Here is a 25331-nt window from a genome sequence, read left to right as displayed (position 1 = left end):
ATGTCAGTGCCCTCGGCAGGCCCGCTTGCGATGGAAATGACACATGCGACCATTCGGTCTCCCTCGGCCGGATCAGCCCCACTGCGAGGCCTTTGTGGAAATGGCCCTCGGGACAGCGTTCCCAGCAGCCACGTCGGTTGCGACATCGACTCCTATTTATTTGGCTCAATGAGTTGGATAGAATTCCTCCACCATCACCTGACAACAGACGGTTTGGCACGCCCAGATGAACCGATGCACGACAACGGAGAAGGCGAATCCGTTTCCGCCTCGCAGAGGTCGCATGGCCACCATGGCTGGATCGCGAGCGATGCCGCTACGGTTGACCCTGGTCGCGATCCTCGGGGCATTCGTCGCGGTCGGCTGCGCGACCCGGCCCCTGCCGACACCCGAACCAACCTATGCCGACAAGGTCATCGTCGAAAAATCGGCGCGGCGGCTTCGGCTGATGAATAACGGCGATGCATTTCGCGAGTACCGCGTGTCCCTCGGCGGCAACCCGATCGGCCACAAGGTCCGCGAGGGCGATCAACGCACGCCCGAGGGTGATTACCTCCTCAATTGGCGCAACCCGAACAGCCGCTTCCACAAGTCCATCCACATCTCCTATCCCAATCAGCAGGACATCCAGTTCGCCCGCTACCTGGGTCACAACCCCGGCGGATTGATCATGATCCACGGCCTGCCCAACCACATCGTCTCCGAACAGGTCCGACGCGAGTACATCGGCCGCGACTGGACCGACGGCTGCATTGCCGTTACCAACGAGGAAATGGACGAGATCTGGAACCTGGTGCGCGACGGCACCCCGATCCGAATCCTGCCCTGACACCGGCAGACCGAGTCCCCTGATCGGGCCACGGACGGCCCCGTCCATCGATACCGAGCAGACACCACCACCAAACGCACGGGCTCGAGCTAGGCGCTCGTCGGCGATGTCGTGCCTGACGGGGTCCCGATCCTCGCCCCGGAGCGGTGCTCGTCACGCGTAAGCCAACATTGCCGGGCCGTCCCTCGGCGCCGACCGCGTCGAACAACCGTCATCGATTCTTCCGCCTTAAGCCATAAAACCGTCATGGTTACTCGCTAGGCTTTGGCGGGTCGATCGACCTCGTTCATCGAGCCTGACAAGGCTTGCTCGGCGGGTCATACGACGCGCGCGGGGGAAACGGGACGGCAGGCTGCCGACCGGCCCGGCGCGCCGCCAGCGGGCGGCCCGCTCTCGCAACGGGGATGCCCGTCAGCCTTTGAGTCACTCACAAGAGGTAGCAGTTCGATGAACCGTAGAGTCTTTTTCGCGAGTCTGCTGGGTTTCGCCCTGGCCCTCGTGACGACACTCGCAAGCGCCAACCCCTTTGCCACGGGAGGAATCTCGGCCGCGATCGGTGGGCCAAGCCCCAAGTATGTCTTTTTCTTCCTCGGCGATGGCATGTCCAGCTCGCAGATCCAGGCCACCGAGGCCTACCTGACGACGATCAACGGCGGCTCGGCACGCGTGGCGGAAGACCTGCTGAGGCCCGAGAACCGGCTCAACATGTCCAAGATGCCGGTTGCGGGCATGCAAACCACCTATGATTCCTACGCGCTGATGACCGACTCGGCCTCGTCGGCGACGGCCTTCGCGGCCGGCATCAAGACTCAGAGCGGGACGATCGGCAAGACACCCGATCTGACCCGCAGCGTCAAGAGCGTCGCCGAGCTCGCCCACGAGCGCGGCATGAAGGTCGGCATCCTGTCGAGCGTCCCCCTCAATCACGCGACCCCGGCCGCCTACTATGCCAGTGTCGACAGCCGCAACGCGTACAACGACATCGCCGTTCAGATGGTCGACAGCGGCTTCGAGTTCTTCGGCGGCGGCGGCATCCTCGCCTCCACGGGCCCGGTCGATATCTGGGACTATCTGACCGCCCATGGCTACGAGGTCCGCAACGACCGGGCCTCGATCGAGGCCCTCAAGCAACAGCCGCGCGATAAGGTCGTCGCGATCAACCCGGTTCTTCTGGGTGGCGCAATGCCCTATGCGATCGACAAGCCGGCCGAGAATCTGTCGCTCGCCGAGATGACCCGGGTCGCCATCGCGAACCTCTATCAGCCCCGCGGGCGAGGTGCCAATCGCGGGTTCTTCATCATGGTCGAGGGCGGCAAGATCGACTGGTCGGGCCACGCGAACGACGCGATGGCCAACATCGGCGACATGCTCGACTTCGACGCCGCGGTCGGCGTCGCGCTGGAGTTCTACCAGAGGCACCCACAGGAAACTCTGATCATCGTTACCGGCGACCACGAGACCGGCGGCATGACCATCGGCCATGCGACCACCGGTTATACGGCCTACTACGACGTCTTGCTGGGCCAGACCAAGAGTTACGAAGCCTTCCAGAATGGCCCCTGGAAGACCCATAAGGCGGCCCACAGCGAAGGATACGACTGGACACGGCCGGACAATCTCGCGACCACGCCGGCGATGATCGACCTGATCGAGGAAGAATTCGGCTTGGCATGGGATGACCTCTCCGTGTTTCAGCAAGAGCGGTTGGAAGACGCCTATGACGTGTCCATGGCCGGCCAGAACCGCTACAGTGTCCGCGACAATCGCGCCCTCTACGGCGGGTACGAACCGATCGTCGTGACCCTGACCCAGATCATGAACGAGCGGGCCAGCATCGGCTGGACCTCGTACGCCCATACGGGCGTTCCGGTTCCGGTCTTCGCGCAAGGCCGAACCGCCGGCGTCTTCTCCGGCTTCTACGACAACACCGATATCGCCAAGCGCTTGGCGCAGGTCATGCGCCTGCCGAGCCTACCCGTCTACCGCGATTAGCGCGGATAGGCCGACTTGGCACGGCGCCGCCGATCCGGCGGCGCCGTTTTCGTTTCCCCTTTCGACATCGACCAAGGCCCATGACCTCAGTCCGCCGTGAATGGCTTTTCTCGCTGGTCCTCGCGACCCTCTGTATCGGCCTTCTTTTCGTCGACCTGGCCCCGCCACAGCGCGACTTTAGCAGCTTCCATGCCCGTGGACTCGTCATCGAGGTCGACAACAGCCACGTCCGCACCCATCAATTTATCCGCACCGAGTTTCAGGTCCTGACCGTGCGCTTGCTCGGTGGACCACACAAGGGCAGCGAGCTGACGATCACGAACCTGCTGAGTGGCAAACTCGAATTCGACGAGTTCTACGAGGAAGGCCGCCAGATCCTCGTCGAGTACGGCCTGGTCGATGGCGAACCGGCCAACGGCGCGGCCCGCGGCCATTATCGGCTGCACCTTCAGGCGCTGCTGATCGGCCTCTACGTCGCCCTTCTCGTCGTCGTCGCCGGCGTCACCGGGTTGAAGGCCGCCCTGTCCTTCGTGTTCGCCGCGATCGTGCTGTGGAAACTCTTCTTCCCGCTGCTGCTGATGGGCTATCCCCCGTTGCTGACAGGATTCCTGGTCGTCGCCCTGCTGACGGCGGCCGTGACCTTTTCCGTCGGCGGTCTCAACCGACGGGGCACGGCGACCTTTCTCGGCTCCATGCTGGGGGTCTTGCTGACCTGCGTGCTCGCGATCTGGTTCACAGGCTCGTTTCAACTGCATGGGGCGGTCCGGCCTTTCGGCGAGGCCCTGCTCTTTGCCGGGCACTACGATCTGAACCTCACGCACATCTTCATCGCGAGCGTCTTCATCGCCTGCTCCGGCGCTGTCATGGATCTTGCTATGGACATCGCCGCCGCGATGGAGGAGATCAAGCTCAGCAACCCGGATATCGGGCTGGTCGCGCACATCGGATCCGGGCTACGGGTCGGCCGCGCCGTCGTCGGGACCATGACCACGACGCTGCTGCTCGCCTATTCGAGCAGCCACATCTTCATGTTCATGCTGGTAATGAGCAAGGGCCTGCCGTCGCTGAACATCCTGAATGCGCCCTTCGTGTCGGCCGAGATCCTGAACATCCTGGTCGGCAGCTTCGGGTTGGTCACGGTCGCGCCCTTCACGGCCGTGATTGCCGGCCTGCTCTACCGCTCCCGCATCAGGGCGACGTCAGCTTGATCTCGATGCGCCGATTACGGCGGTTCGCGTCGGGGTCCTGCGCTGGATCGAGCGGGCGGTGTTCGCCGAAGCCGGTGGCCGCGATCCGTCGTGGCGAAAGACCCTGGTTGATCAGGAAATCGACGACCGACAGCGCGCGGGCCGTCGACAATTCCCAGTTCGATCGATACGGGCTCGCGCGGGTCAGCGGCACCCGATCGGTGTGGCCATCGATGCGCAGGACCCAATCGATCTCCGGCGGGATCCGGTCCTCGAGCCCGGCCAGGGTCTCGGCGAGGCGCGCCAGCTGCGCGCGCCCAGCGTCGTTCAACTCGGCCACCCCGGACGCGAACAAGAGCTCGGATTGGAAGATGAAACGGTCGCCCTCGATACGCAGGTCCGGCTGATCACCGATCGCCTCGCGGACCCGGCCGAAGAACTCCGACCGATAGTGTTCGAGTTCGTTGACGCGGCGCGCCAGCTCGATGTTGAGCCGCGTCCCGAGATCGGCGATCTCGGCGGCTTGCGCCCCGCGGTCGGCCTCGGACACGGCCAAAGCCTCGGCGATCTCGTGCAACTGCTGCTGGAGCACGGCCAACCGCCGGTCGAGCCGCGCGACCTCGGCCTTTGCCTCGGAAGTCAGCGCGCGCTCCTCGTCGACCGCTGAGGCCTGGGACGCGACCAGGTCGGTCAAGGCCGCGATCCGGCGCTCGCCGGCCGCCAGTCGCGCCTGATCTTCGTCGCGCGCCACCAGCAGCGCCGCGCGCTCGCCCACGAGGACCGCGATCGCGTCCGACAACTGACCGATCTGCGCCTCGTATTCGGTGACCCGTTCGCGGGCCAGCCCGAGTTCATCGGTCAGCGCCGCGAGATGCTGGTGCAGGATCTCCAGTTCGAGGTTCTGATCCGACACCACCTGGCGCAACAGGAACTGGGCCAGCGTGAAGATCAGCAGCACGAAGATCACGACCATCAAGAGCGCGGCCAGCGCATCGACATAGCCAGGCCAGACGTTGATGCTGCGGGCCCCGCGCCGGGTCAGCGTGAACATGGCCGACTCAGGGTGATGCCTTGTCGGAAGAGCCCGCTGCGCGTTCGCGCAACAGGGCCTCGAGCAGTTCGCGTTGCGCGCGTAGCTCGATCAATAGCGGATCCTCGAACGGGGCACCTTCGTCCCCGTCGACGACCGGAGGCGGCATCGGCCGCCGGCCCGGCTCGTCGATCAATTGAGTCACCCCGGACAACCACTCCTCGAGACCATTGAAGAAGCGGTTCTGCGCGTGCGCGGCCTGCAGGTCGAGAAATCCGAGCACCAGCGACCCGCCGAGCCCGAACAGCGACGAACTGAAGGCCGTGCCCATGCCGTCCAGCGGCGCCTCGAGACCGGTCTTCAGGCGCTCGAAGACGGCATCGACGCGCCCGCCCGAGACATCGAGCCCAGCGATGACCGAGCCGACCGCCGAGATCGTCTGTAGAAGACCCCAGAAGGTGCCGAGGAGCCCGAGGAAGATCAACAGCCCAACCATGTAGCGCGAGATCTCGCGCGATTCGTCGAGCCGAGCGCGGATGCCATCGAGGACCGTGCGCAGCGACAGCGCCGACAACCGAAACCGATCCTTGCGCCGCCCGTGCAGATGGCGAGCCAAGGGCTTCAGGAGTCGTGGTTCATGCGCGATCGAGATCCCGGTCTCGCCGGTGCGAAAGAGCGCGATCCACTCGATCTCCGGCCCCAGCACGACGACCTGGCGGATGTTGATCAGGATGCCGATGAAAAGCACCCCGAGGATCAGGCTGTTGAAACCCCAGTTCGCGAGGAAGGCATCGCGCAACGGAACGAACAGTAGCGCGCACAGGGCCACGACCGTCGTCAGAAAGACCCCCATCCAGAACAGCGAGTGCTTGGGATTGCTCATGAGCGTCTACCGCCTGGAGAACCTGACCACGAAGGCAATTGACCGCTCGATGGCCTTCGCGCCCGGCATTGGCACGGTTGTCGGCGCGACGGATATCGTCGTCACGCCGACTCCGCGGTATCCATGGCGTGTCGCGACGTGGGCGCGACCATCGAGATGGGTATAGATAGCCGTCGGGCGAATTATGTCACGACTGAAGGCTCGAACCCGAACCAGCCGGCTTAGCACCTCCTCCCTCTAGGCGGCCAAGCGCCCCAAATCGCAGTTCGGCTGCCCGGCGATCAGTCTGACCCCAGCCGGCAATGCGACCTTGACGGCCAACGGCAGATGGTCGGAGAACGGATACTCGAGTACCCGCGCCTCCTGTATCCGCATCGCCGGAGAGGTCAGCACATGGTCCAAATTGCGCCGAGGACGCCAACTGGGATAGGTCTTGAGGTTGCAATCGAGTCCCTGCATCCGGTAGCGCAGTGCCAACGTGCGCAGCGACTTGGATGAGCAGCTACAGTTGAAATCGCCCATCATTACCAGGTAGGGATAGCGATGAATGAGCGGAGAGAGATAATCCAACTGCATCGCGCGCGCGCGCCGGCCCAAGGCCAGATGCAGGATACAGACGGCGAGATCCTCGCCATCGGACAACGCAAACTCGGCGACAACCGCGCCGCGACCAGGCAGCCCCGGCAGCTTGTGCTCCGTGACCTTGTCCGGGCGCACTCGGCTCAGGATGCCGTTGCTGTGCTGCGCAAGCATGCCGAGATTACGGTTGACCTGGCGGTGCCAGTAAGGAAAGCCGCCGCTGGCAGCCAGGAACTGGACCTGATCGACATAAGCACTGCGCAAGCTACCCGAGTCGACCTCCTGAAGACCAACCAGGTCGTAACCGCGCAGCAGGCTCGCGATGCGCGTCAGATTATCCAGCCGCTCCCGGTAGGGGAGAAAATGCTTCCAGCTGTTCGTCAGGTAATCGGAGTATTGACGGGAATGGATGCCCGCCTGAATGTTGTAGCTGAGCAGGCTAAGCGACTGCATAGGATAAACCAGACGACTCTCGCGTTGCGTTAACCCTCGGGACACCTGTCCCGCACGGCCCGACCGACGAGATGGCATCGCCGCAGGACCTCGTACGACGGGAAAAGAACCGGACCACCCGCCGCGTCACCCGACCGAGCCACGGCCTGGCCGAGCCCGCCGTCTCGTTCCGCACGGCGTCTCTTCCGCCGCTATCCATGGAATGAGAGAGGCACCGCGCATCGGTGCCCGAGGTCGCACTCGCCCAGGACGACGCGGACGATGAACGGTGCCGATCGACACCCTTGTAACACGCGGCGAAGGGTGACACGAGACGACAGCCGGTCTCGTTCACCCGTCACCTCAGTAACTCATGCTCTGAATGTAATCGGCGACCGCCGCGATCTCCTCGTCAGTCATCGATGCCGCCGCACCGCGCATCATCGCGTTCGGGTCATTGGCCCGTTCGCCGGAGCGGTACTGCTTCAGCGAATTCTCGACGAAGGTTTGATGCTGGCCGGCCAAACGCGGAAACTTCGCCAGGTTCAAGCCAAGGCCCTTCGGCCCGTGGCAGGCCGCACAGGCCGGAACGCCGGTCTCGGGATTGCCCGCCTGGAATAGGCGCCGTCCCTGCTCGAGATTTTCCCGGTCCACCGGCGGACCCTCGGAGATCGTCTGGAGCGAGAAATAGGCCGCGACGTTTCGCATGTCCTCCTCGGACAGGGGCGCTGCCTGCGGACTCATTTGAACATTCTCGCGCGCGCCAGTCTTAAAATCCATCAACTGCTTGTAGATATACTCGGGATGTTGTCCAGCCAGTTTCGGCCAGAGGGGAACGATGCTGTTGCCCTCCTGACCATGGCAGGCCATGCAAACGCCGTTTGCCAAAGCCTCTCCCGCCTCGAGGTCCGCCGCCTGTAGCGGTGCGCCGGACAAGGCCACCGCCAGTGCGGCCATCATTAACCGTTTTTTCATAAGATCAATTTGCCCGAATCGAAAGTCTGTAAGAGAACCGCCGAACGGCGACGATAGCCGCCCTCCTCGTATGGGTCCGGGGAACCGATAATGTATAGCAGAACACGGCGAAAGGGGTCAAACCCCGCACAACGCCCGCCCGCTGACCGAGAGCGGCGACGAGCCATCAGCTGGAGTATCGGTGTAAGATTCCTCGTCCGCCTCGGCGACACGCTGCTCATCGACGTCCAGCTGTTAACGACCATGGTAACCGATCGTATCGACCACGACGATCGCATCGGCGATCGTCGATATCGACCCGCAACGCGAGAACCAGTTCCGGTCAACGCAGGTTGCCGCAGGTGATCCGGCTGCACAGATGGTGGCGGCAACGCACCTTGGAGCGTGCCCGCAAAAGATACGACGACGCCGACTGGCGAGCGGCCTGGGACCGTTTGCCGCTGCTCGATGACTTGACGAGCGACGAAGCGGCCTCCTTGTGCGACCTGGCCGTACTCTTCCTGCGGGACAAGGCCATCGAGACGGCCCAAGGCATCGCGCTGACCGACAGCATGCGCCTGACGATCGCGCTTCAAGCCTGCTTGCCGATCCTGCACCTCGGACTGCATTGGTACTCGGACTGGTATGCGGTGATCCTGTACCCGGCCGAGTTCCGCCCCAAACACGAGCATATCGACGAGGACGGCCTGGTCTGGGTCGACGATCAGCCGATGAGCGGCGAGGCCTGGGAGCGCGGCCCAGTGATTCTGTCCTGGGAAGACGTGATCGCCGGGGGCGAGCGCGACGGCTACAACCTCGTCATCCACGAGTTCGCGCACAAGCTCGACATGCGCAACGGCGTCGCCAACGGCCACCCCCCACTCCATTCCGACATGAACGACCGGGAGTGGGCCGCCGCCTGGAGCGCGGCCTACGACGACCTGTGCCAACGCGTCGATGCCGGCGACGAGACCAGCATCGACCCCTATGGGGCGGAATCGCCCGCTGAGTTCTTCGCAGTGTGCAGCGAAGCCTTTTTCGAGATACCTACGCAGCTCCGAGACGATTATCCGCGCGTCTACGAGCAACTCGCCCGCTTTTATCGCCAGGATCCGGCTGCGCGCTTCCGATAACCCCAGGGGTCTGATACCGCCGAGGCCCGGCCTTTGGCAACCTCGCGGCAATCGACAGCAACTCGTTTCAGCGTCGCCGCGAGACTGGCATCAGGATCCCTCGGACCTTCACGACGCAAGCCATTCGCGGATCTGCTCCGGCTTGGGCATGGACCCGCTGTGAACGAGACGTCCATCGATGACGACCGCCGGCGTTGACATTACGCCGTATTCGACCAACGCCTCGGGGCGTGTCTCCTTCGAGACGCACGCCGCAACCCCCAGTTCAGTCGCGGTCCGCTCTATCAGCTCCGCAGTATTGGTACATTTTGCGCACCCCATACCCAGCACCTTGATGTCTTTCATCGATTCATCTCCTCTTCATATCAATCGTCCCGAAAGTCATCGGAGGCGGCTCGCGGCGACCGTCGGCGGGAGGGATCCCGCCGCCGAGCTGACACGGACGTCCTTGCAGCGTGTCGCAGCGAGCCGTCTGCGATGACTTTTGCAACCCTCGATAAGAGCAATTTCGTTAATGCCGGGCACTGGTCGGAACCTGCACCCCACCCGGCCAATCGATGCGACCGCGGCGACCCGATCCCGAGCCTACTGGAGCTTACCGAGCATGGAACTCGGTGCGCCAGTTCGCTCGGAATCTGGCAATGCCTCAACTCAAGGGGATCGCGATTCCCGGCCCAAGCCAGTTCAGGATCCAGCCCACGAGCGTGAAGGCCACCAGAAGCAGCACGAACACGATCGCCAAGAGGCGCCACTGCATCACCTGCTTGAGCAGCACGAACTCCGGGAAACTCGCGGCGACCGTGCTCATGGAAAAGGCCATCGTCGTGCCCAACGGCAACCCCTGCCGGATCAGGCTCTCCATGACCGGTACGACGCCGGTGACGTTGGTATAGAGCGGGATGCCCAGCAAGACGGCCAGCGGCACTTGCCACCAATCGCCGCTGCCGAGATGCATTTCGACCCAACCGTCCGGCACATAGCCGTACAGGGCCGCGCCAAAGCCGACGCCGATGAACACCCAGACCCAGACCCGACCCAGGATCTCCTGCGTCTCGCCACGCGCGAACGCATGGCGCTCGCCGAGCGTCATGCGTTGCCCGGTATCACCACCCGGCCCCCCGACCGCATGGCCCTCCGCGTATGCCTTGGCCAGGAAGGGCTGAAGGTAGCGCTGCGCGCCGATCGCATCGAGAAAGGCGCCGCCGAGCATGCCGACGGCGAAACCGACAGCGATGTAAAGCAGCGTGAACTGCCAACCCAAGAGACCCCAGATCACGACGATCGCCACCTCGTTGATCATCGGTGACGTGATCAGAAAAGCCATCGTCGTGCCGATCGGGATCCGCGCCGACGTAAACCCGATGAAGACCGGAACGCTGGAACAGGAGCAGAAGGGCGTGATGGCGCCGAAGGTCGCGCCGAACAGGTAACCGACGGCGCGATGGCGCCCGGACAGATAGCGGCGCACCCGCTCGAGGTTCAGCGAGGCGCGCAGTACCGCGATGACATAGATCAGCACGACCAGCAAGGTGAAGATGGTCGTGGTGCTCCGCACGAAGAAGTGGGCCGCGGCGCCGAACGGACTCGCCAGATCCAACCCCAGCAGGTCCCGCACCAACAAGGTGGCGATGTCGGCGAAAATATCGAGCATCAAAGCCATCCGTCCGCGGCCATATATTCGTCAAGCTTAATATATGGCTTGCCGAATATCAAGACGCCCAAGTCTTGACCCGCCCCCGAGACCCGGTTCCTTTGCGCATCAAGCCCGGTCCGCAATTGGCACCCCGGCACCACTGCGTCATTCTACCAACCCCACCCCATGGCCCTTGCGACCCGCCTCCTCGCCAAGTCCGACAAAATCAGTCACGTATATCATCGTCTAGGCCAAACCAGAAAAGCAATATTGATAACTACTAGCATTTGCGATAATGTTTCAGTGTCTGATTCACAACGCTGTTGTTTTTTGAGTCACCCCAGATCGCGAATTTTGCCGCAGTTCCTCTGGCCAACCTACGGAGTAAAAATCCATGTCCAAAAAACCCCCTCGCCTGCCCCGACCAACGACGGTGAGCGCGGCGATCACCGCGACCCTGCTGCTCGGTGCTGGCAGCGCCAACGCCTTCGACATCAACGACCAGCTGTCGATAGGCGGGATCCTCGCCGCCGCTGGTCAATGCCAGGACGTCTCGGCCCGCCTGCCGGGCGCCGACTTCGATGCCGATGCGACACTCGACCGCTACGGCAACGAGTGCCGCGGCGGTATGCCGGTCCAGGTGGAGATCGACTTTCAACCGAACGATCACCATCAAATTTTCCTCGCACTCGGCTGGGCCGTCGACAATGGGCTGAACGAGGTCTCGCCGTTTCGCCTCGCGCCCTGGGCCGCCGACCTGGAAGCCGATGTCGAGGACATCAACGGCAGCTCGCGCGACTATCTGCTGCAAGCCTGGTACCGGTACACGCACAAACTGGCCGACGACGACCATCTCTCCGGGACCTTCGGCATCATCGACTCGACCGGCTATCTCGACCACAACGAGTACGCCAATGACGAGTACACCCAGTTCATGAACGAGGCGTTCGTCAACGCCCCGATCTTCAACCTGCCGTCCTATGATGCCGGCGTCGCGGTGGAGGCCGGCTTCGGTGCCTTCTCGCTGAATGCCGTCGGCATGAACATCAACGAGAATGACGACGGTCACAACTACAACTTCTGGGGCATGCAGGCCGGCTGGCATCCCCAGTTCGAGTTCGGCACTGGCAACTATCGCGCGATCATCACGGGCTCGAGCAGCGCCTTCCTGTCGCCCGAAGAGGATGCGCCCGGCAAACGCGAGTCGCTGCTGAGCTGGGGGCTGTCGTTCGATCAGGCGGTCGGCGATTTTCTGGGGCTCTTCCTGCGCCTCGCCTGGCAGGACACCGATGCCGCGGTCGATTACGAGGCGCTGTACTCAGGCGGGGTGAACGTCGCTGGCGCCGCCTGGGGACGCCCCAACGACAACATCGGTCTCGGCTATGCGTATCTCGACGGAGGCAATACCGAGGTACGCAACACCAATGTGTTCGAGGGTTACTACCGCGCCACGCTGAACGACTATGTAGCCTTGACCGCTGATATCCAGTACATGAGCGACAAGCTGGTCCAGGACGACCCGCAGCAGCGCGATCCCGAGGGCTGGATCTTCGGCTTGCGACTGACCGCGGAGTTCTGATCCGGCATCCCCTCTCGGTGTCCGACGTCCGCGCTCGCTAAACCCATCCAGCACCAGCGCCTCGGCACGAGCCGCTCAGGCTCGCTGCCGAGGTGCCATGAGCAGACGGCCGGCCGCATCTCGGCCGCCGGCTCGCCGCCCGATGCCTGTTCGCAGAAGACTGTCCGCTACAGCGATCCGCATACAGGACGATACGCATTCGCGTTATTGATACGCATCTCATTTGACACTGCTTCCTATTATTATTTTATAATACCTGCAATTGTGTGGAATTAAGGCGAGCAAGGCCCGCCATTTTGCCCGGCGCCGCTCGATAAGGCTTTAAGGGCACATCATCGTCGGCCGCGGGACAAGGCACGCTGGCATGGAGTCACATGGTTGGTATGTTATAACATACCAAATCTACTTCATTCCCATGCAGTATCGACAATCGATAAGGAGTTACCTCTATGCTTGATCCGAAACGCGTCCTATTGGCCGCTGGACTGCTGTTCGCCGTCGCGCCCGGGTGGGCCAATCAGGTTCCACCGAGCGGCAGCAACCTGGCCGGGGCCACGCTGGTGCCGCTGCCGGTCCTCGGCGGCGACCGGGTGACCGCGGGCTCGGCCTTCAATCCCGATATCTCGGTGATCCTCGACGCCGTGTACTACAACGAACTCGGCACCGAGTTCGATGAGCCGGCCGGTTTCGAGGGCGGCCACAGCCATGGTCACGGCGGCCACGATCACGGTCACGGACTTGAAGAAGGTTTCAACTTTCGTTCCGCGGAGCTGGCCTTCACCGCCTCGGTCGACAAGTATTTCGATGCGATGCTGATGCTGCATCTCGACGAGCACGGCGTCGAGGTCGAAGAAGGGTATGCCGCGACCCGCAACCTACCCGCCGGATTTCGCGTCAAAGCCGGTAAGTTTTTCTCCGACATCGGCTATATCAATGCCCAGCACGCCCATGACTGGGCCTTCGTCGACCGGCCGCTCGTCAACGAGTTCCTGTTCGGTGACCATGGCATTCAAGAGGTGGGCGTCCAGTTGACCTGGACACCGAATACGCCCTTTTACAGCGTCTTCGGGGTCGAGCTCCTGCAAGGGGAGACCGAAGGAATCGCCCCTTACGTGGGCGCCGACCGCGTCCAGCACGTCACCGTGACCCCACATCCGGACACCGGCGACCCCGTGCGAAACCGCTGGCGCGCCGACAACCCGTTCGACGACGTGTCGGGCCCCAGACTGATCACCGGTTTCGCCAAGTTCGGCCCTGACCTCGGTTACGATCACGCCGCGCAATTCGGTCTGTCCTACGGTTATTCGCGAGCCTTTCAGCGCGACGATCTGCACTCGAGTCTGCGCTACGAAGCCTGGGATGGCACGGCCTGGTTCGCCGGTGTCGACGCCGTCTACAAGTACGAGGCCGGTCGGCCGTACGGCCACGGCGACTTCACGCTGCAAGGCGAATACTTCTACCGCGAGATCGATGCCGATTTCGTCGAGAAACGTTTTCGGGGCGGGGATTTCGTGACCACTGAGGCCTTGCGACGCACCGCGAAGCAAGACGGCCTCTATCTGCAGGGCCTTTACGGCATCGCGCCACGCTGGCAGGCCGGACTCAGGCTCGAGGCCCTGGGGCTGACCAACACCAATGCGCTTGTCGAAGACGATTTCTTCCGATCCTTCGATACCTCCTACCGCTATTCGGGCAACCTGACCTTCCGGCCGACGGAGTTCTCGATGCTGCGAGCTCAGCTCAATTACATGGACTACGCAACCGACGATGACCGTCGCGATGACGGCTGGGCCTTCATGCTCCAGCTGCAGGTCGCGCTCGGGGTCCATGGAGCCCACAAGTTCTAACCAAACCGCGGCGGGCGCCCGTCGATCGGCGTCCGCCCCACCCCTTTCATGCCTATCTGGTCCGCGCGGTACGCATCTTCGACGGAGCCCGCGGACCGCTGTTCAATCCGAGGGAGCACGTGAAGATGATCAAATGGTTATCAGGTCTACTATTGTTTTTGATCGTGGGCGCAGCCCAGGCCACGGTCAGTATCGTGGCCACCACCTCCGCGATGGGCATGCTGTCGAACACGGTCGGCGGCGATGCCGTATCCGTCCGGGTCCTGGCCCCACCAGACCGTGACGCGCACTATCTGTCGGCCCGCCCCAGCCACATGGCCGCGTTGCGCGGCGCCGATCTCGTCGTCGCCGTCGGCGCCGAGCTCGAGATCGGCTGGCTGCCGGCGGCCTTGCAAGGGGCCGCCAACCCGAGCCTCAACCCCGGTCAGCCGGGCTATTTCGAGGCCGCGGCCCACGTGGAACTGATCGGCGTCGGCGGACCGGCAGACCGAGCGCTCGGCGATGTCCACCCCTCCGGCAATCCTCACGTGAACATGGATCCGATCCGCATGGCTCAGGCCGGCCGCGCGCTCGCCGAACGGCTGGCGCGCCTCGACCCGGCGAACGCCGATCGCTTCCGCGCCAACGCCGAGTCCTTCGTGCGCCAGGTCGAATCACGGATGCCGGCCTGGGAGGCACGCGTGCAAGGGGCACCGGGCGTCGTCTTCTATCATGAAGATGCCGATTACCTGGCCTTTCGCCTGAACGTCCCGATCCTCGGCTTCGTCGAGCCATTGCCGGGCATCCCGCCGACGGCCCGCCATCTGCGCGATCTGGTGCGCGACCTCGAGGGCCGGCAGGGTGTCGTGATCCGTGCTATCCACCACGAGGAACGCGGCGCCCGCTTCGTCGCCGATCAACTCGGGTGGCCCTTGTACGCGCTACCATTGGATCCGCCGCTGGGGGCCAACGCCGACGATTATCTGAACCTGATCGACCAGTGGGTCAGCGCGATGGCCGGCACCCTGAGCCAATGAAGGCGGAACGGCTACTCCAATGCGACCAGGTCGTCGCGGGCTATGGACGGCCCGTCGTCGGCCCAGTGTCGTTCGATCTGCATCGCGGCGAGGTGCTCGGCTTACTCGGCAGCAATGGCTCCGGGAAGTCCACGCTTCTGAAGGCCATCACCGGCGTGGCGCGGGTCTTCTCGGGACAGATCGACAAGCTCCCGGACATCCGCCTGGCCCACCATCGCCAGCAGCCGGTGCGACCACGAGAATTCCCGTTGACCGGCCGGGACCTGGTGCGCCTGACCGGCGCCTCGAAGCGAAAGGCGCCGGAGGATGTGGCGCGCCTACTCAAGGGCCGCATGGATCGGCTCAGCGGTGGACAGTTTCAGATCGTCCAAGTGTGGGCCTGCATGGGCAGTCCGTCGGACCTCATCCTGCTCGACGAACCCACGAACAACCTGGATCCCGCGACCATGGACACCCTGGTCCGGCTCATTCGTGAAGAGCTGAACGGTCGCACGCTGCTCGTCGTCAGCCACGAGGCTTCGTTCATCGAGGCCGTCTGTTCCCGCGTCTTATCGGTCTCGTCCTGATGTTTGAATTGCTCTTCGACCCCTTGTTTCATCTCCCCTTCGTGACCGGGCTTTTGCTGGCACCGGTCGCCGCCGTGATCGGCGTCTACCTGCGACTGCGCGACGAATGGCTGGCGGCACTGGCCTATGCGCAGGTCGCAGCGGCCGGCGGCGTACTGGCGGTCCTGATCCATGCGCCGGTCATGCTCGGGGCCCTCGTGGCCGCAGGCTTGGCAGCAACCCTCAAAGGATTGCTCGAGCGTGCCGGAAACGACCATTTCGTGATCTTCATCCTCGTCGGCTGGAGCCTTGCGCTCGTGGCATCGGCCTTCAGCGCACATGGCGAGATGATTGGAAAATCCCTGATGGACGGCCAACTCTATTTCACCGGCATTGGTCATCTGTGGGCGGCTGGGCTGATCCTGGGTGTCGCTGTCCTGGCCATGCCTTGGCTGTCTCGACGCCTATTGATGTCGCGGTTCTTCCCCGATCACTATTCCGCGAACGATATACCGGGCTGGCGCCACCATCTGTTCTTCGACCTACTGGTCGTCGCCGCCGTGGCGGTCGCCACGACCACCTACGGCGTCATGGCCGCGTTCGCGCTGGTCTTCGTGCCAGCCTGGATCGCCTGGGGCCTGGCGCGTGGTTGGTTCTTGGTCTTGCTGCTGACCGCCACGATCGCCATCGTGGCGTATCTGATCGCCTTCGTCGCGGCCATCGCACTGGATCAACCCTTCGGCCCGGTGATGGTATTGACGCTGACCCTGCTCAGCCTATTGCGGCTCGTGTCCTCGCGTCGCGCGCCGGCCGCGCGAACCTTGGATCAGCGCCTCACGCGCTCGCCGCTGACCGCCCCCGCCGATGGTTATCCCGAAACGCCCTGACTCGGCACCAGTCGCCGGGACGGCCGGAGCTGGCCGCTGGATCGCCGCCGGCCTCTTCGTCGTATCCGGCTTCGCCGCCCTGGTTTACCAGGTCCTCTGGGTGCGCGAACTCGGATTGCTGTTCGGCAACACGGCTCAGGCCGCAGCGCTCGCGATCGCGATCTTCTTCGCCGGACTCGCCGCCGGCGGCTGGTTCTGGGGACGACAAGCGCCGCGGGTCCGCTCGGCGCTCGCCACCTTCGGCCTGCTCGAGATCGCCGTCGCCGCGACCGCCCTTGGACACTTTCTGCTGACCGATCTGTACCACGCGCTGTATCCCGGCCTTTACGCGGTGGTCGGCGACCTTCCGTGGGCCGACCTGACACTGCGTATCCTGGTCGCGACCCTGGTCCTCTTTCCATCGGCCTTCCTGATGGGCGGGACCCTGCCGATGATGGGGCAGTTCATGGTGCGTGCGAGCGGACGGCTGGCGACGACCGGTACGGCCCTGTACGCGCTGAACACCTTCGGCTCGGCAACCGGCGCCCTCGCGGCCGGCTTCGTGTTGCCGATCGCGCTGGGCTTCCACGGTGCCTACCTACTCGCCATCGGGCTCGATCTGGCGGTCGGTGCCGCGGCCTTGGCGCTGGCGCGTCACGTCCGCCCGCCCAGGCCGTTGACCGAAAACGAGGAACAGGCCTCGCCGCCGCCCCCCGCCCGCACAAAGGCCACGGTACTCTTGCCACCGCGACTGGTCGACGGCATCGCGCTGGCATCCGGTTTTGCGACCCTCGGCGTCGAGGTGCTCTGGACTCGCCTATTCGCACAGGTCCTACAGAACTCGGTGTACACCTACTCGATCGTCCTGACCTCGTTCCTGCTGGCGCTGACCCTCGGCTCTCTGGCCGCCAACGCGCTCGCCCGAATCAAGGTCATCGAACCACGGACCCTGCTGGTCGGCCTGTTGCTGCTGGCCGCCGGCGTGATCGCGGCCTCGCCATGGGCCTTCCATATCGCGACCGACGGCCTCGGCTACGTCGGCGCCGGCGCCGCCTGGCTGGATTACCTGGCCGCAGTCGGTCGTCTCGCGCTGGTCATCATGGTCCTGCCGGGCATCCTGCTCGGCGCCGTTTTGCCTTACCTGTTGCGAATCATCGAGGCCACTCGGCCCGAGCCCGGCGAGGCGCTCGGCCGTCTCGTCGCGATGAACACGGCCGGGGCCATCATGGGTTCGCTGGTGGCTGGCTTCGTGCTGCTGCCATTGCTCGGTGTGAGTGGCGCCTTGCTTGCGCTCGCGGCCGTCTATCCGGCGCTGGCCGCCGGGCTGCTGATCCGGGAACCCCGTCCTTGGGCACAACGGATCGGTTACGCGGCACCGCTGGCGACAGCCGCCGTCGCGTTGCTCCTGGTACGGCCCGGCGGTTTGACCGCGGCCCGACTCGACACCGTGGCCGGTGAGCGACTCTTGGACCTGCGTGAAGGGAGCCACGCGACGGTGACCGTCGTGCAACGCGGCGAGCATCGGGTGATCCGGGTCAACAACTACTACACCCTCGGCGGCACCATGTCGCTGGAGTCCGAGCGCAATCGGACACTGATCCCGATGATGACGCATCCGGATCCGCGACGGATCTTCTATCTCGGCCTGGGCACGGGGATCACGGCCGGGACGGCGTTGCGTTTTCCCGTCGAACGTGTCGACATCTGCGAGATCCTGCCGGAGGTCGTCGACTTGGCGGAACGCCATTTCGCACCCTGGAACGGGGCGCTGTTCGAGGACCCCAGAGTCCGAGTCCGTGCCCAGGATGCTCATCACTGCCTGCGCCATGCGCAAGTCGACTACGACCTGATCATCAGCGATCTGTTCACACCCTGGAAGGCCGGAACCGGCAACCTGTACACGCGCGAGCATTACGACATCGCCCGCCAACGGCTCGCCGACGGCGGGCTCTTCGTGCAATGGCTGCCGCTTTACCAACTCACCGCGAAGGAACTGGGTAGCATCGCACGGACCATGATCGAGACCTTTCCACAGGTCGTGGTCTGGCGCGGCGACCTGTTCCCGAACGGCTCGATCATCGCGCTGATCGGCTCGGACGAGGACGTCCATCTCGATCCGGACGTGCTGGTCCAGCATGGCCGAGCCCTAGCTGGGAATCCGACGCTACCGGAGGAACTCCTGAAGGCCATCTCACTGCGCTTTTACGCCGGCAATGCGTCCGCCAGCGGCCTGTTCGATGACTTTCCTCTGAACACGCGCAATCGTCCGGTCATCGAATACGGCGCCCCGCGCTCGCAACGCGAGGTCCATACCGGCGAGGTGCGGTGGATGGTCGGCGCCGAGCTCGGGCTCTTTTACGAAACCCTGGCGGAACAGGTTCCGCCCGCCGACGATCCCTATCTGACCCGGGTCGACGAAACCGGGCAGGGATTCGTCCGGGCTGGGCGACACTATTACCATTATCGTGTACTCGGGCGCCAGGGGCGCACCGATCTGGCCCAGCGCCATCTCGATGCCTTCCTGGCATTGACCCCGTTCGCCGCCGCCCCGCGCGAATCCAACAACCAGGATCCTGGGTCCACATGGCGAGAAGACTTCTGAGGGACACGGGGTCATCGAATCGTCTGCATGATCACCAAATCGCCCCAATATAATCGTGGCGAGCCCGCGCCCGTTGCGCGCGCCAAACCGATCATCGAGGACCACGATGGCTGACCACGATCGCCTTACCAGCGTCTTTCCGAGTGCCCGCGACGACGCCGGCACCGCGGCTCATCTGCCCGCGACCACCCCGCAGACCCGGGCACCGGCTCATCGTCTCGCCTATACGGATACGGATTTTTTGATGCGCCAGGAGCTGCGCCCGGTCCGACTGCAACTGGAATTGATGAAGGCCGAACTGATCCAGCAGGACGAGGGCATCGAGTCGACCGTCGTGATCTTCGGCAGCACGCGGATCCCGGATCCGGCGGTTGCCGCCGAACGGCTAGCCATGGCCGCAGAGGCGGCCCAGTCGAGCCCGGGGGATACGGCCCTCGCGCGACGGGTCGCGGTCGCTCGCCGGCTCATCGAAAAGGCCGCCTACTACGAGGAAGCCCGGCGTCTCGCCCAGATCATCACGCGCGTCTCACAAGCCAACGGTCATCGCCATTTCGTCGTCGTGACCGGCGGCGGACCGGGGATCATGGAGGCCGCGAACCGCGGCGCCGACGATGTCGGCGGCAAGAGCATCGGTCTCAGCATCGTGCTGCCGAAGGAGGAGCGACCGAACCTCTACGTGACGCCGGAACTGAGTTTCCAGTTCCATTACTTCGCGGCGCGCAAGATGCATTTTCTGATGCGCGCCCGCGCGCTCGTCGCCTTTCCCGGCGGTTATGGAACGCTCGACGAACTGTTCGAGACCCTGACCCTGATCCAGACACGCAAGGTGAAGCCGGTGCCCGTGCTGCTATTCGGTGAGTCCTATTGGCGGCGCATCATCGACTTCGAGGCATTGATCGACGAGGGCACGATCGATCCCGACGACGCCGCGCTCGTCGAGTTCGTCGAGACGGCGGACGACGCCTGGCAGCGGATCCAGCGCTTCTACCACTTGACGTAAGATATCGATCGTCCCGAAAGTCATCGGAGGCGGGTCGCGGCGACCGTCGGCGGGAGGGATCCCGCCGTCGAGCTGATACGGACATCCTTGCAGCCTGTCGCAGCGAGCCATCTCCGATGACTTTTGCAACCCTTGATACCCAGGCCGAAAATGCGCAGGAGAAACGACCCATGATCGATCGGATGACCGTCGGCGGCCTGCGTGTCGCCAAGCCCTTGTACGACCTCGTCACCGACGAGATCGCCCCCGGGACCGGAATCAGCGCCGAGCACTTCTTCGCCGAGCTCGGCCGAATCGTTCGAGATCTCGCACCGCGAAACCGGGAACTGTTGGCGATCCGCGACCGACTCCAGGCCGAACTCGACACCTGGCACCGGGCCCGCGAGGGCCAACCGCTCGATGTGAGCGAGTACCGCGCCTTCCTGACGGAGATCGGCTATCTGGTTCCAGAAGGCGACGACTTCAGCGTGTCGACGGCGAACGTCGACCCCGAGATCGCGACAGTGGCCGGGCCGCAGCTGGTGGTGCCGGTCAGCAACGCGCGCTATGCGCTGAACGCCGCGAACGCGCGCTGGGGCAGCCTCTACGATGCCCTCTACGGCACCGACGCGATCCCCGACGACGACGGCCGCGAACGCGGCGCGCAATACAACCCGGCCCGTGGTGCCGCCGTCGTCGCTTATGCCAACCGGTTCCTCGATCAGGCCGTACCCTTGACCCGCGGCTCGCACTCGCAGGCTATCTCCTATCGGATCGAAGACGGGGCACTGGTCGTGGGGCTCCCGGACAATTCCGATACCTCGCTGGCCACGCCAGCGCAGTTCCTCGGTTATCAGGGTACGGCCGAGGCACCCACGGCGCTGCTGCTCGTCCATCACGGGCTGCATATCGAGATCCAGATCGACCGCGGCCACCTCATCGGCCGGACGAGTCCGTCCGGCGTCAAGGATGTGGTGCTCGAGTCGGCGGTGACGACGATTCAGGACTGCGAAGACTCGGTCGCAGCCGTCGACACCGCCGACAAGGTCGGTGTCTATCGGCACTGGCTTGGTCTGATGAAGGGCGACCTGACGGTCGCCTTCGACAAAGGCGGGCGCAAGGTCGAACGGGCGCTGGCACCCGATCGGCGCTACCTCGTTCCCGACGGAACCGAGCTGACGCGGCCGGGCCGCTCGCTGATGCTCGTGCGCAATGTCGGTCACCTGATGACGACCGACGTGGTCCTGACCGATGACGGCGACGAGATCCCCGAAGGAATGCTCGATGGCATGATGACCGCGTTCGCCGCACTCCATGACCTGAAAGGGCTCGGCCGTCACCGCAATTCCAAGGCCGGCAGCCTCTACATCGTCAAGCCCAAGATGCACGGGCCTGACGAGGTGGCCTTCACCGTCGAGCTGTTCGGCCGCATCGAGGACGCGTTGGGACTGGCCCGCAACACGATCAAGATCGGGATCATGGACGAAGAGCGGCGTACGACCCTGAACCTCAAGGCATGCATCCGCGCGGCGCGCGAGCGCGTGATCTTCATCAACACCGGATTCCTCGATCGCACCGGCGACGAGATCCATTCGGTGATGGAGGCCGGCGCCGTGCTGCGCAAGGCCGACATGAAGTCCGCGCCCTGGCTGCTCGCCTACGAGGACTGGAACATGGATCTGGGACTCGCATGCGGGCTGCCCGGCCACGCCCAGATCGGCAAGGGCATGTGGACGATGCCCGACGCGATGGCCGCGATGATCGCGACCAAACAGGCCCACCCGCTGTCCGGAGCCAGTTGCGCCTGGGTGCCCTCGCCGACCGCGGCGACGCTGCACGCGATGCACTACCACCAGGTCGACGTCGCCGCACGCCAGGCCGAGCTCGCCGCTGGCGGGCGGCGCGCGGCGCTCGAGACACTGCTGGAGATTCCGATCGACCCGCATGCCGACTGGTCGCCGGAGACCATCCAGCAGGAGGTTGACAACAATTGCCAGGGCATCCTCGGGTACGTGGTGCGTTGGATCGATCAGGGCGTCGGCTGCTCGAAGGTGCCCGATATCACCGACGTCGGCCTGATGGAGGACCGCGCCACGCTCAGGATCTCGAGCCAACACCTCGCCAACTGGCTCCACCACGGGATCGTCACCCGGGAACAGGTCATCGAGAGCCTCCAGCGGATGGCCCGTGTCGTCGATGAACAGAATGCCGCCGATCCGCTGTACCGCCCGCTCGCGCCGGCATTCGACGGTGTCGCCTTCCAGGCCGCCAGTGACCTGATCTTCAACGGACGCGCGGCACCCAACGGCTACACCGAGCCCACGCTGCACGCGCGGCGCCGGCAGTGCAAGGCAACCCTCGGATAGGGCAGATCGGTCAGCGGATGCACGGCAGAGCGGCCGCCGCCACCAAGCGAGCCGCTCTTCGCCCTGATCAGGCGCCTCAGCAAAACCGCTCGTCATGATCCATACTTGGCAGGCCGAGGGCCGGTGTCCGACAGGATCCGCTCGTGACTCCGGCCGCATCGGTCGACGACATAAGGGCACCTTGAAAAATTCAAGATGCCCGCGCGGGGCAAGGATGCCCCGCCATTTTCAGTCGCCTAAGCGACTGAAAATGAATCGAAGCGGAAATCGTATTTTCGCTTCGCGCCTTGAAAAATTGCCCGGATGGCAATTTCTCGAGGCCCCCATAACAGGGACTCTCCGGTTCCGGGAAGAACCTCTTTCGATACCAGCCTGTCCTTAACCACCTGTCAGGTGGAGGAGCCAACGACCATGCCTGCCATACAGATCGCCGGCCGTGACCTGTTGTTCAACCCCGGTGGTTTTCTCACCGATTTCGATGCCTGGGACCAAGACATCGCGACCGCGCTCGCCGCCGACGAGGGCCTGACGCTGACCAAGGCCCATTGGACGGTGATCACCTTCCTGCGCGAGTACTTCCAGATCCATGGCTTCGCGCCGCCAGCGCGCTTGTTGCTCCGCGAGATCGGCAGCCAGATCAACCGCTACGGCAGTCCCGGACTGCAACGCGACCTGAAAGCACTGTTCCCGAACGGCGGCTGCAAACAGGCTTGCCGACTCGCCGGCCTGCCCAGTTTCTTCTCTCACTCCTGCTGAGAGGCATTGAAGCACCTCGTCACCCGGGCACAACCCGGGTGACGAGGTATCAGCGTGCGGAAACCACTTCAAGGCCGGCATGTCGATGCGGGCAGCCGGCAGCGTCATGAGACCCTGCAGCGGTGCACTGCCCATCCGACTTGCCGCAGTGATTCGGCGCTTGCCGAGGCCGAGGGTCCAGGCGAGTGACCGGGTCGGCTTGCGGGTGTCCGGCCGGCGGTGTACCCTCCGGCGACATGGCCAATCGCTACCATTCGATGACCGCGATCGTCAATCCAGCCATGGACAAACCGCCGACAGGGCAGAGACCTCCCGAGGTCTTTCACCTGGTCTTGATCACGCCGACCAAATACGACGAGGACGGCTACCCGTTGGTCTGGTGGCGTTCGGTGCTGCCGTCGAACTCGCTGGCCGCGCTGAACGGGCTGGGCCGTGACTGCCGGGACCGCCACGTCCTGGGACAGGATGTCGAGATCCGGCTGACGGCGATCGACGAGGCCAACCGCCTCGTGCGGCCCAAGCAGATCATCGAGATGGTCCAGCGCGATGGCGGCCGGTGTCTGATCGCGCTGGTCGGGGTGCAATCCAATCAGTTTCCGCGCGCCGTCGATCTGGCCCAACCCTTCCTCGCGGCGGGCCTGCCGGTCTGCCTCGGCGGCTTCCACGTCTCCGGTTGCTTCGCGATGCTTCCCGAGACCACCCCGGAGATCCAGGCGGCGATGGATCAAGGCATCAGCCTGTTCCTCGGCGAGGCCGAGGAGGGCCGGCTCGACGAGATCCTGCGCGATGCCTACGAGAACCGCCTGAAGCCGGTTTACGATTACCTCGGACAACTGCCGACGATCGCCGGGGCGCCGATCCCGATCCTCGACGAGGAGGATATCAAGCGCACGATGGGCTGGATCTCCAGCTTCGACGTCGGCCGCGGCTGCCCGTACAAGTGCTCCTTCTGCACCATCATCAATGTCCACGGGCGCAAGAGTCGCTTTCGCACCACTGCGGACCTCGAGCGGATCGTGCTGGAGAACGACGCCCAAGGGATCCGCCAGTTCTTCGTCACCGATGACAACCTGGCCCGCAACCAGAACTGGTCGGCCCTGTTCGACACCCTGATCCGGCTGCGCGAGGAGCAGGGTATCAAACTGGAACTCTCGGTCCAGGTCGACACCCGCTGCCACCAGATCCCAGGCTTCATCGACAAGGCCGCCGCCGCCGGCGTCAACACCGTCTTCATCGGCTTGGAGAACATCAACCCGGACAACCTGGAAACGACCGGCAAGGCACAGAATCGCATCACCGACTACCGCGAGATGCTGCTCGCCTGGAAGAGGCACCCGGTCACCATCTGCGCCGGTTACATCGTCGGCCTGCCCTTCGACACGAAGGAATCGCTGATGCGCGATGTCGAGATCATCAAACGCGAGCTCGCGATCGATCATATCTTCTTCACGATGCTGACCCCGCTGCCGGGCTCGGCCGATCACGCGCGCATCTATCAGTCCGGCGAATGGATGGACCCCGACCTCACGCGTTACAACACGAACTTCCGGGTCATCCACCACCCGCGGATGACCGACGAGGAGTGGGACGACGCCTATCGCGAGATGTGGCGCCGCTACTACTCGTGGGACCACATGACCCGCATGCTCAAGCGCGCCCATGCCCTGCGCGGCGATATCCGCAAGACCCGCAATTACCTCGGCTGGTACCACCATTTCCCGATCAATCTGGGGCTCCATCCGCTCGAGGGCGGGCTGGTCCAGCTGCGCTCGCGCCTCGACCGCCGGCCCACGCTGCCGCGCGAACACCCGCTCGTCTTCTATCCGAAGTACTTCTTCCGCGAGGCGCGCGACATGCTGACCTTCTGGCGGATCGTGCGGCGCATGCGCAGGATCGATGCGCGTATCGCCGCCGACCCGGAGCGCTTCGCCTATCGCGACGAGGCGATCACGCCACCGAGCGAGCAGGACTTCGACGACTTGGCGCTCTACCAGGACACCCGCGGCGGCCGCGAGGCGGTCGCCAAGGCCGCCGAGCGCAAGGCTGCCGCGCCGCGCCGGCGCGTCGCCTGAAGCGGGGCCGGCCGCACCGGCCCATCATCCCATACCAGATTCGGCAACGAC

General features: G+C 64.2%; 20 protein-coding genes. 14 read left to right on the top strand and 6 right to left on the bottom strand.

Going from position 1 to position 25331, the window contains the following annotated elements:
* Positions 1-310 precede the first annotated feature (310 nt).
* From ABC977_RS06015 to ABC977_RS06005, 3 genes are all read left to right on the top strand, one after another.
* A complete protein-coding gene (locus ABC977_RS06015) occupies positions 311-829 on the top strand; it encodes a L,D-transpeptidase family protein (RefSeq protein ID WP_369666340.1) in 519 nt (172 codons plus the stop codon).
* 447 nt (positions 830-1276) lie between these two features.
* Positions 1277-2821, top strand: coding sequence for an alkaline phosphatase (locus ABC977_RS06010; protein WP_369666339.1), 1545 nt, complete (start codon positions 1277-1279; stop codon positions 2819-2821).
* Between the two features lie 80 nt (positions 2822-2901).
* A complete protein-coding gene (locus ABC977_RS06005; protein ID WP_369666338.1) occupies positions 2902-4029 on the top strand; it encodes a YibE/F family protein in 1128 nt (375 codons plus the stop codon).
* Here ABC977_RS06005 and ABC977_RS06000 read toward each other — a convergent pair.
* The 4 genes from ABC977_RS06000 to ABC977_RS05985 all read right to left on the bottom strand — a co-directional run bounded on the left by ABC977_RS06000 (position 4010) and on the right by ABC977_RS05985 (position 7907).
* Positions 4010-5059 carry a peptidoglycan -binding protein gene (locus ABC977_RS06000; protein ID WP_369666337.1) on the bottom strand — a complete coding sequence of 350 codons (1050 nt, stop codon included), beginning with the start codon at positions 5057-5059 and terminating at the stop codon, positions 4010-4012. The two genes, ABC977_RS06005 and ABC977_RS06000, sit on opposite strands and share 20 nt — an antisense overlap.
* A 7-nt stretch (positions 5060-5066) precedes the next feature.
* Positions 5067-5921: a flagellar motor protein MotA gene (locus ABC977_RS05995; protein WP_369666336.1), complete on the bottom strand. Its 855-nt coding sequence runs from the start codon at positions 5919-5921 to the stop codon at positions 5067-5069.
* Positions 5922-6158: 237 nt separating this feature from the next.
* Positions 6159-6953, bottom strand: a complete 795-nt coding sequence (locus ABC977_RS05990; RefSeq protein ID WP_369666335.1) for an endonuclease/exonuclease/phosphatase family protein — start codon at positions 6951-6953, stop codon at positions 6159-6161.
* A gap of 342 nt (positions 6954-7295) precedes the next feature.
* Positions 7296-7907, bottom strand: coding sequence for a c-type cytochrome (locus ABC977_RS05985; RefSeq protein WP_369666334.1), 612 nt, complete (start codon positions 7905-7907; stop codon positions 7296-7298).
* 341 nt (positions 7908-8248) lie between these two features.
* On the opposite strand from ABC977_RS05985, the gene ABC977_RS05980 reads away from it, so the two are divergent.
* Positions 8249-9019, top strand: coding sequence for a M90 family metallopeptidase (locus tag ABC977_RS05980; protein ID WP_369666333.1), 771 nt, complete (start codon positions 8249-8251; stop codon positions 9017-9019).
* 108 nt (positions 9020-9127) lie between these two features.
* Here ABC977_RS05980 and ABC977_RS05975 read toward each other — a convergent pair whose 3' ends face one another.
* Positions 9128-9364 carry a thioredoxin family protein gene (locus tag ABC977_RS05975; RefSeq protein ID WP_369666332.1) on the bottom strand — a complete coding sequence of 79 codons (237 nt, stop codon included), beginning with the start codon at positions 9362-9364 and terminating at the stop codon, positions 9128-9130.
* 301 nt (positions 9365-9665) lie between these two features.
* Positions 9666-10670 carry a permease gene (locus ABC977_RS05970; RefSeq protein WP_369666331.1) on the bottom strand — a complete coding sequence of 335 codons (1005 nt, stop codon included), beginning with the start codon at positions 10668-10670 and terminating at the stop codon, positions 9666-9668.
* 376 nt (positions 10671-11046) lie between these two features.
* Between ABC977_RS05970 and ABC977_RS05965 the strand changes: the two genes are divergently transcribed.
* The 10 genes from ABC977_RS05965 to ABC977_RS05920 all read left to right on the top strand — a co-directional run bounded on the left by ABC977_RS05965 (position 11047) and on the right by ABC977_RS05920 (position 25280).
* On the top strand, positions 11047-12231 hold the full coding sequence (locus ABC977_RS05965) for a carbohydrate porin (RefSeq protein ID WP_369666330.1): 1185 nt from the start codon (positions 11047-11049) through the stop codon (positions 12229-12231).
* A 449-nt stretch (positions 12232-12680) separates the two neighbouring features.
* Positions 12681-14078: a zinc-regulated TonB-dependent outer membrane receptor gene (locus ABC977_RS05960; RefSeq protein WP_369666329.1), complete on the top strand. Its 1398-nt coding sequence runs from the start codon at positions 12681-12683 to the stop codon at positions 14076-14078.
* A gap of 125 nt (positions 14079-14203) precedes the next feature.
* On the top strand, positions 14204-15094 hold the full coding sequence (locus ABC977_RS05955; protein ID WP_369666328.1) for a metal ABC transporter substrate-binding protein: 891 nt from the start codon (positions 14204-14206) through the stop codon (positions 15092-15094).
* Positions 15091-15660, top strand: coding sequence for an ATP-binding cassette domain-containing protein (locus tag ABC977_RS05950; protein WP_369666327.1), 570 nt, complete (start codon positions 15091-15093; stop codon positions 15658-15660). Before ABC977_RS05955 ends, ABC977_RS05950 begins: the two co-directional genes overlap by 4 nt.
* Positions 15660-16526, top strand: a complete 867-nt coding sequence (locus ABC977_RS05945; protein ID WP_369666326.1) for a metal ABC transporter permease — start codon at positions 15660-15662, stop codon at positions 16524-16526. Before ABC977_RS05950 ends, ABC977_RS05945 begins: the two co-directional genes overlap by 1 nt.
* Positions 16504-19107: a fused MFS/spermidine synthase gene (locus tag ABC977_RS05940; RefSeq protein WP_369666325.1), complete on the top strand. Its 2604-nt coding sequence runs from the start codon at positions 16504-16506 to the stop codon at positions 19105-19107. Before ABC977_RS05945 ends, ABC977_RS05940 begins: the two co-directional genes overlap by 23 nt.
* A 106-nt stretch (positions 19108-19213) precedes the next feature.
* On the top strand, positions 19214-20107 hold the full coding sequence (locus ABC977_RS05935) for an LOG family protein (RefSeq protein ID WP_369666324.1): 894 nt from the start codon (positions 19214-19216) through the stop codon (positions 20105-20107).
* Between the two features lie 170 nt (positions 20108-20277).
* Positions 20278-22452: a malate synthase G gene (locus ABC977_RS05930; RefSeq protein WP_369666453.1), complete on the top strand. Its 2175-nt coding sequence runs from the start codon at positions 20278-20280 to the stop codon at positions 22450-22452.
* A 411-nt stretch (positions 22453-22863) separates the two neighbouring features.
* Positions 22864-23208: a TusE/DsrC/DsvC family sulfur relay protein gene (locus tag ABC977_RS05925; protein ID WP_369666323.1), complete on the top strand. Its 345-nt coding sequence runs from the start codon at positions 22864-22866 to the stop codon at positions 23206-23208.
* 236 nt (positions 23209-23444) lie between these two features.
* The gene (locus ABC977_RS05920) at positions 23445-25280 is read left to right on the top strand and encodes a B12-binding domain-containing radical SAM protein (RefSeq protein ID WP_369666322.1); all 1836 of its coding nucleotides are present in this window, start codon (positions 23445-23447) and stop codon (positions 25278-25280) included.
* Positions 25281-25331: the final 51 nt, after the last annotated feature.

It is taken from the genome of Thioalkalicoccus limnaeus (genome assembly GCF_041197575.1).
Classification (GTDB): Bacteria; Pseudomonadota; Gammaproteobacteria; order Chromatiales; family Chromatiaceae; genus Thioalkalicoccus; species Thioalkalicoccus limnaeus.
Note: the sequence above shows the minus strand (reverse complement) of the source record. Positions and strands in the feature narration are given on the sequence as shown.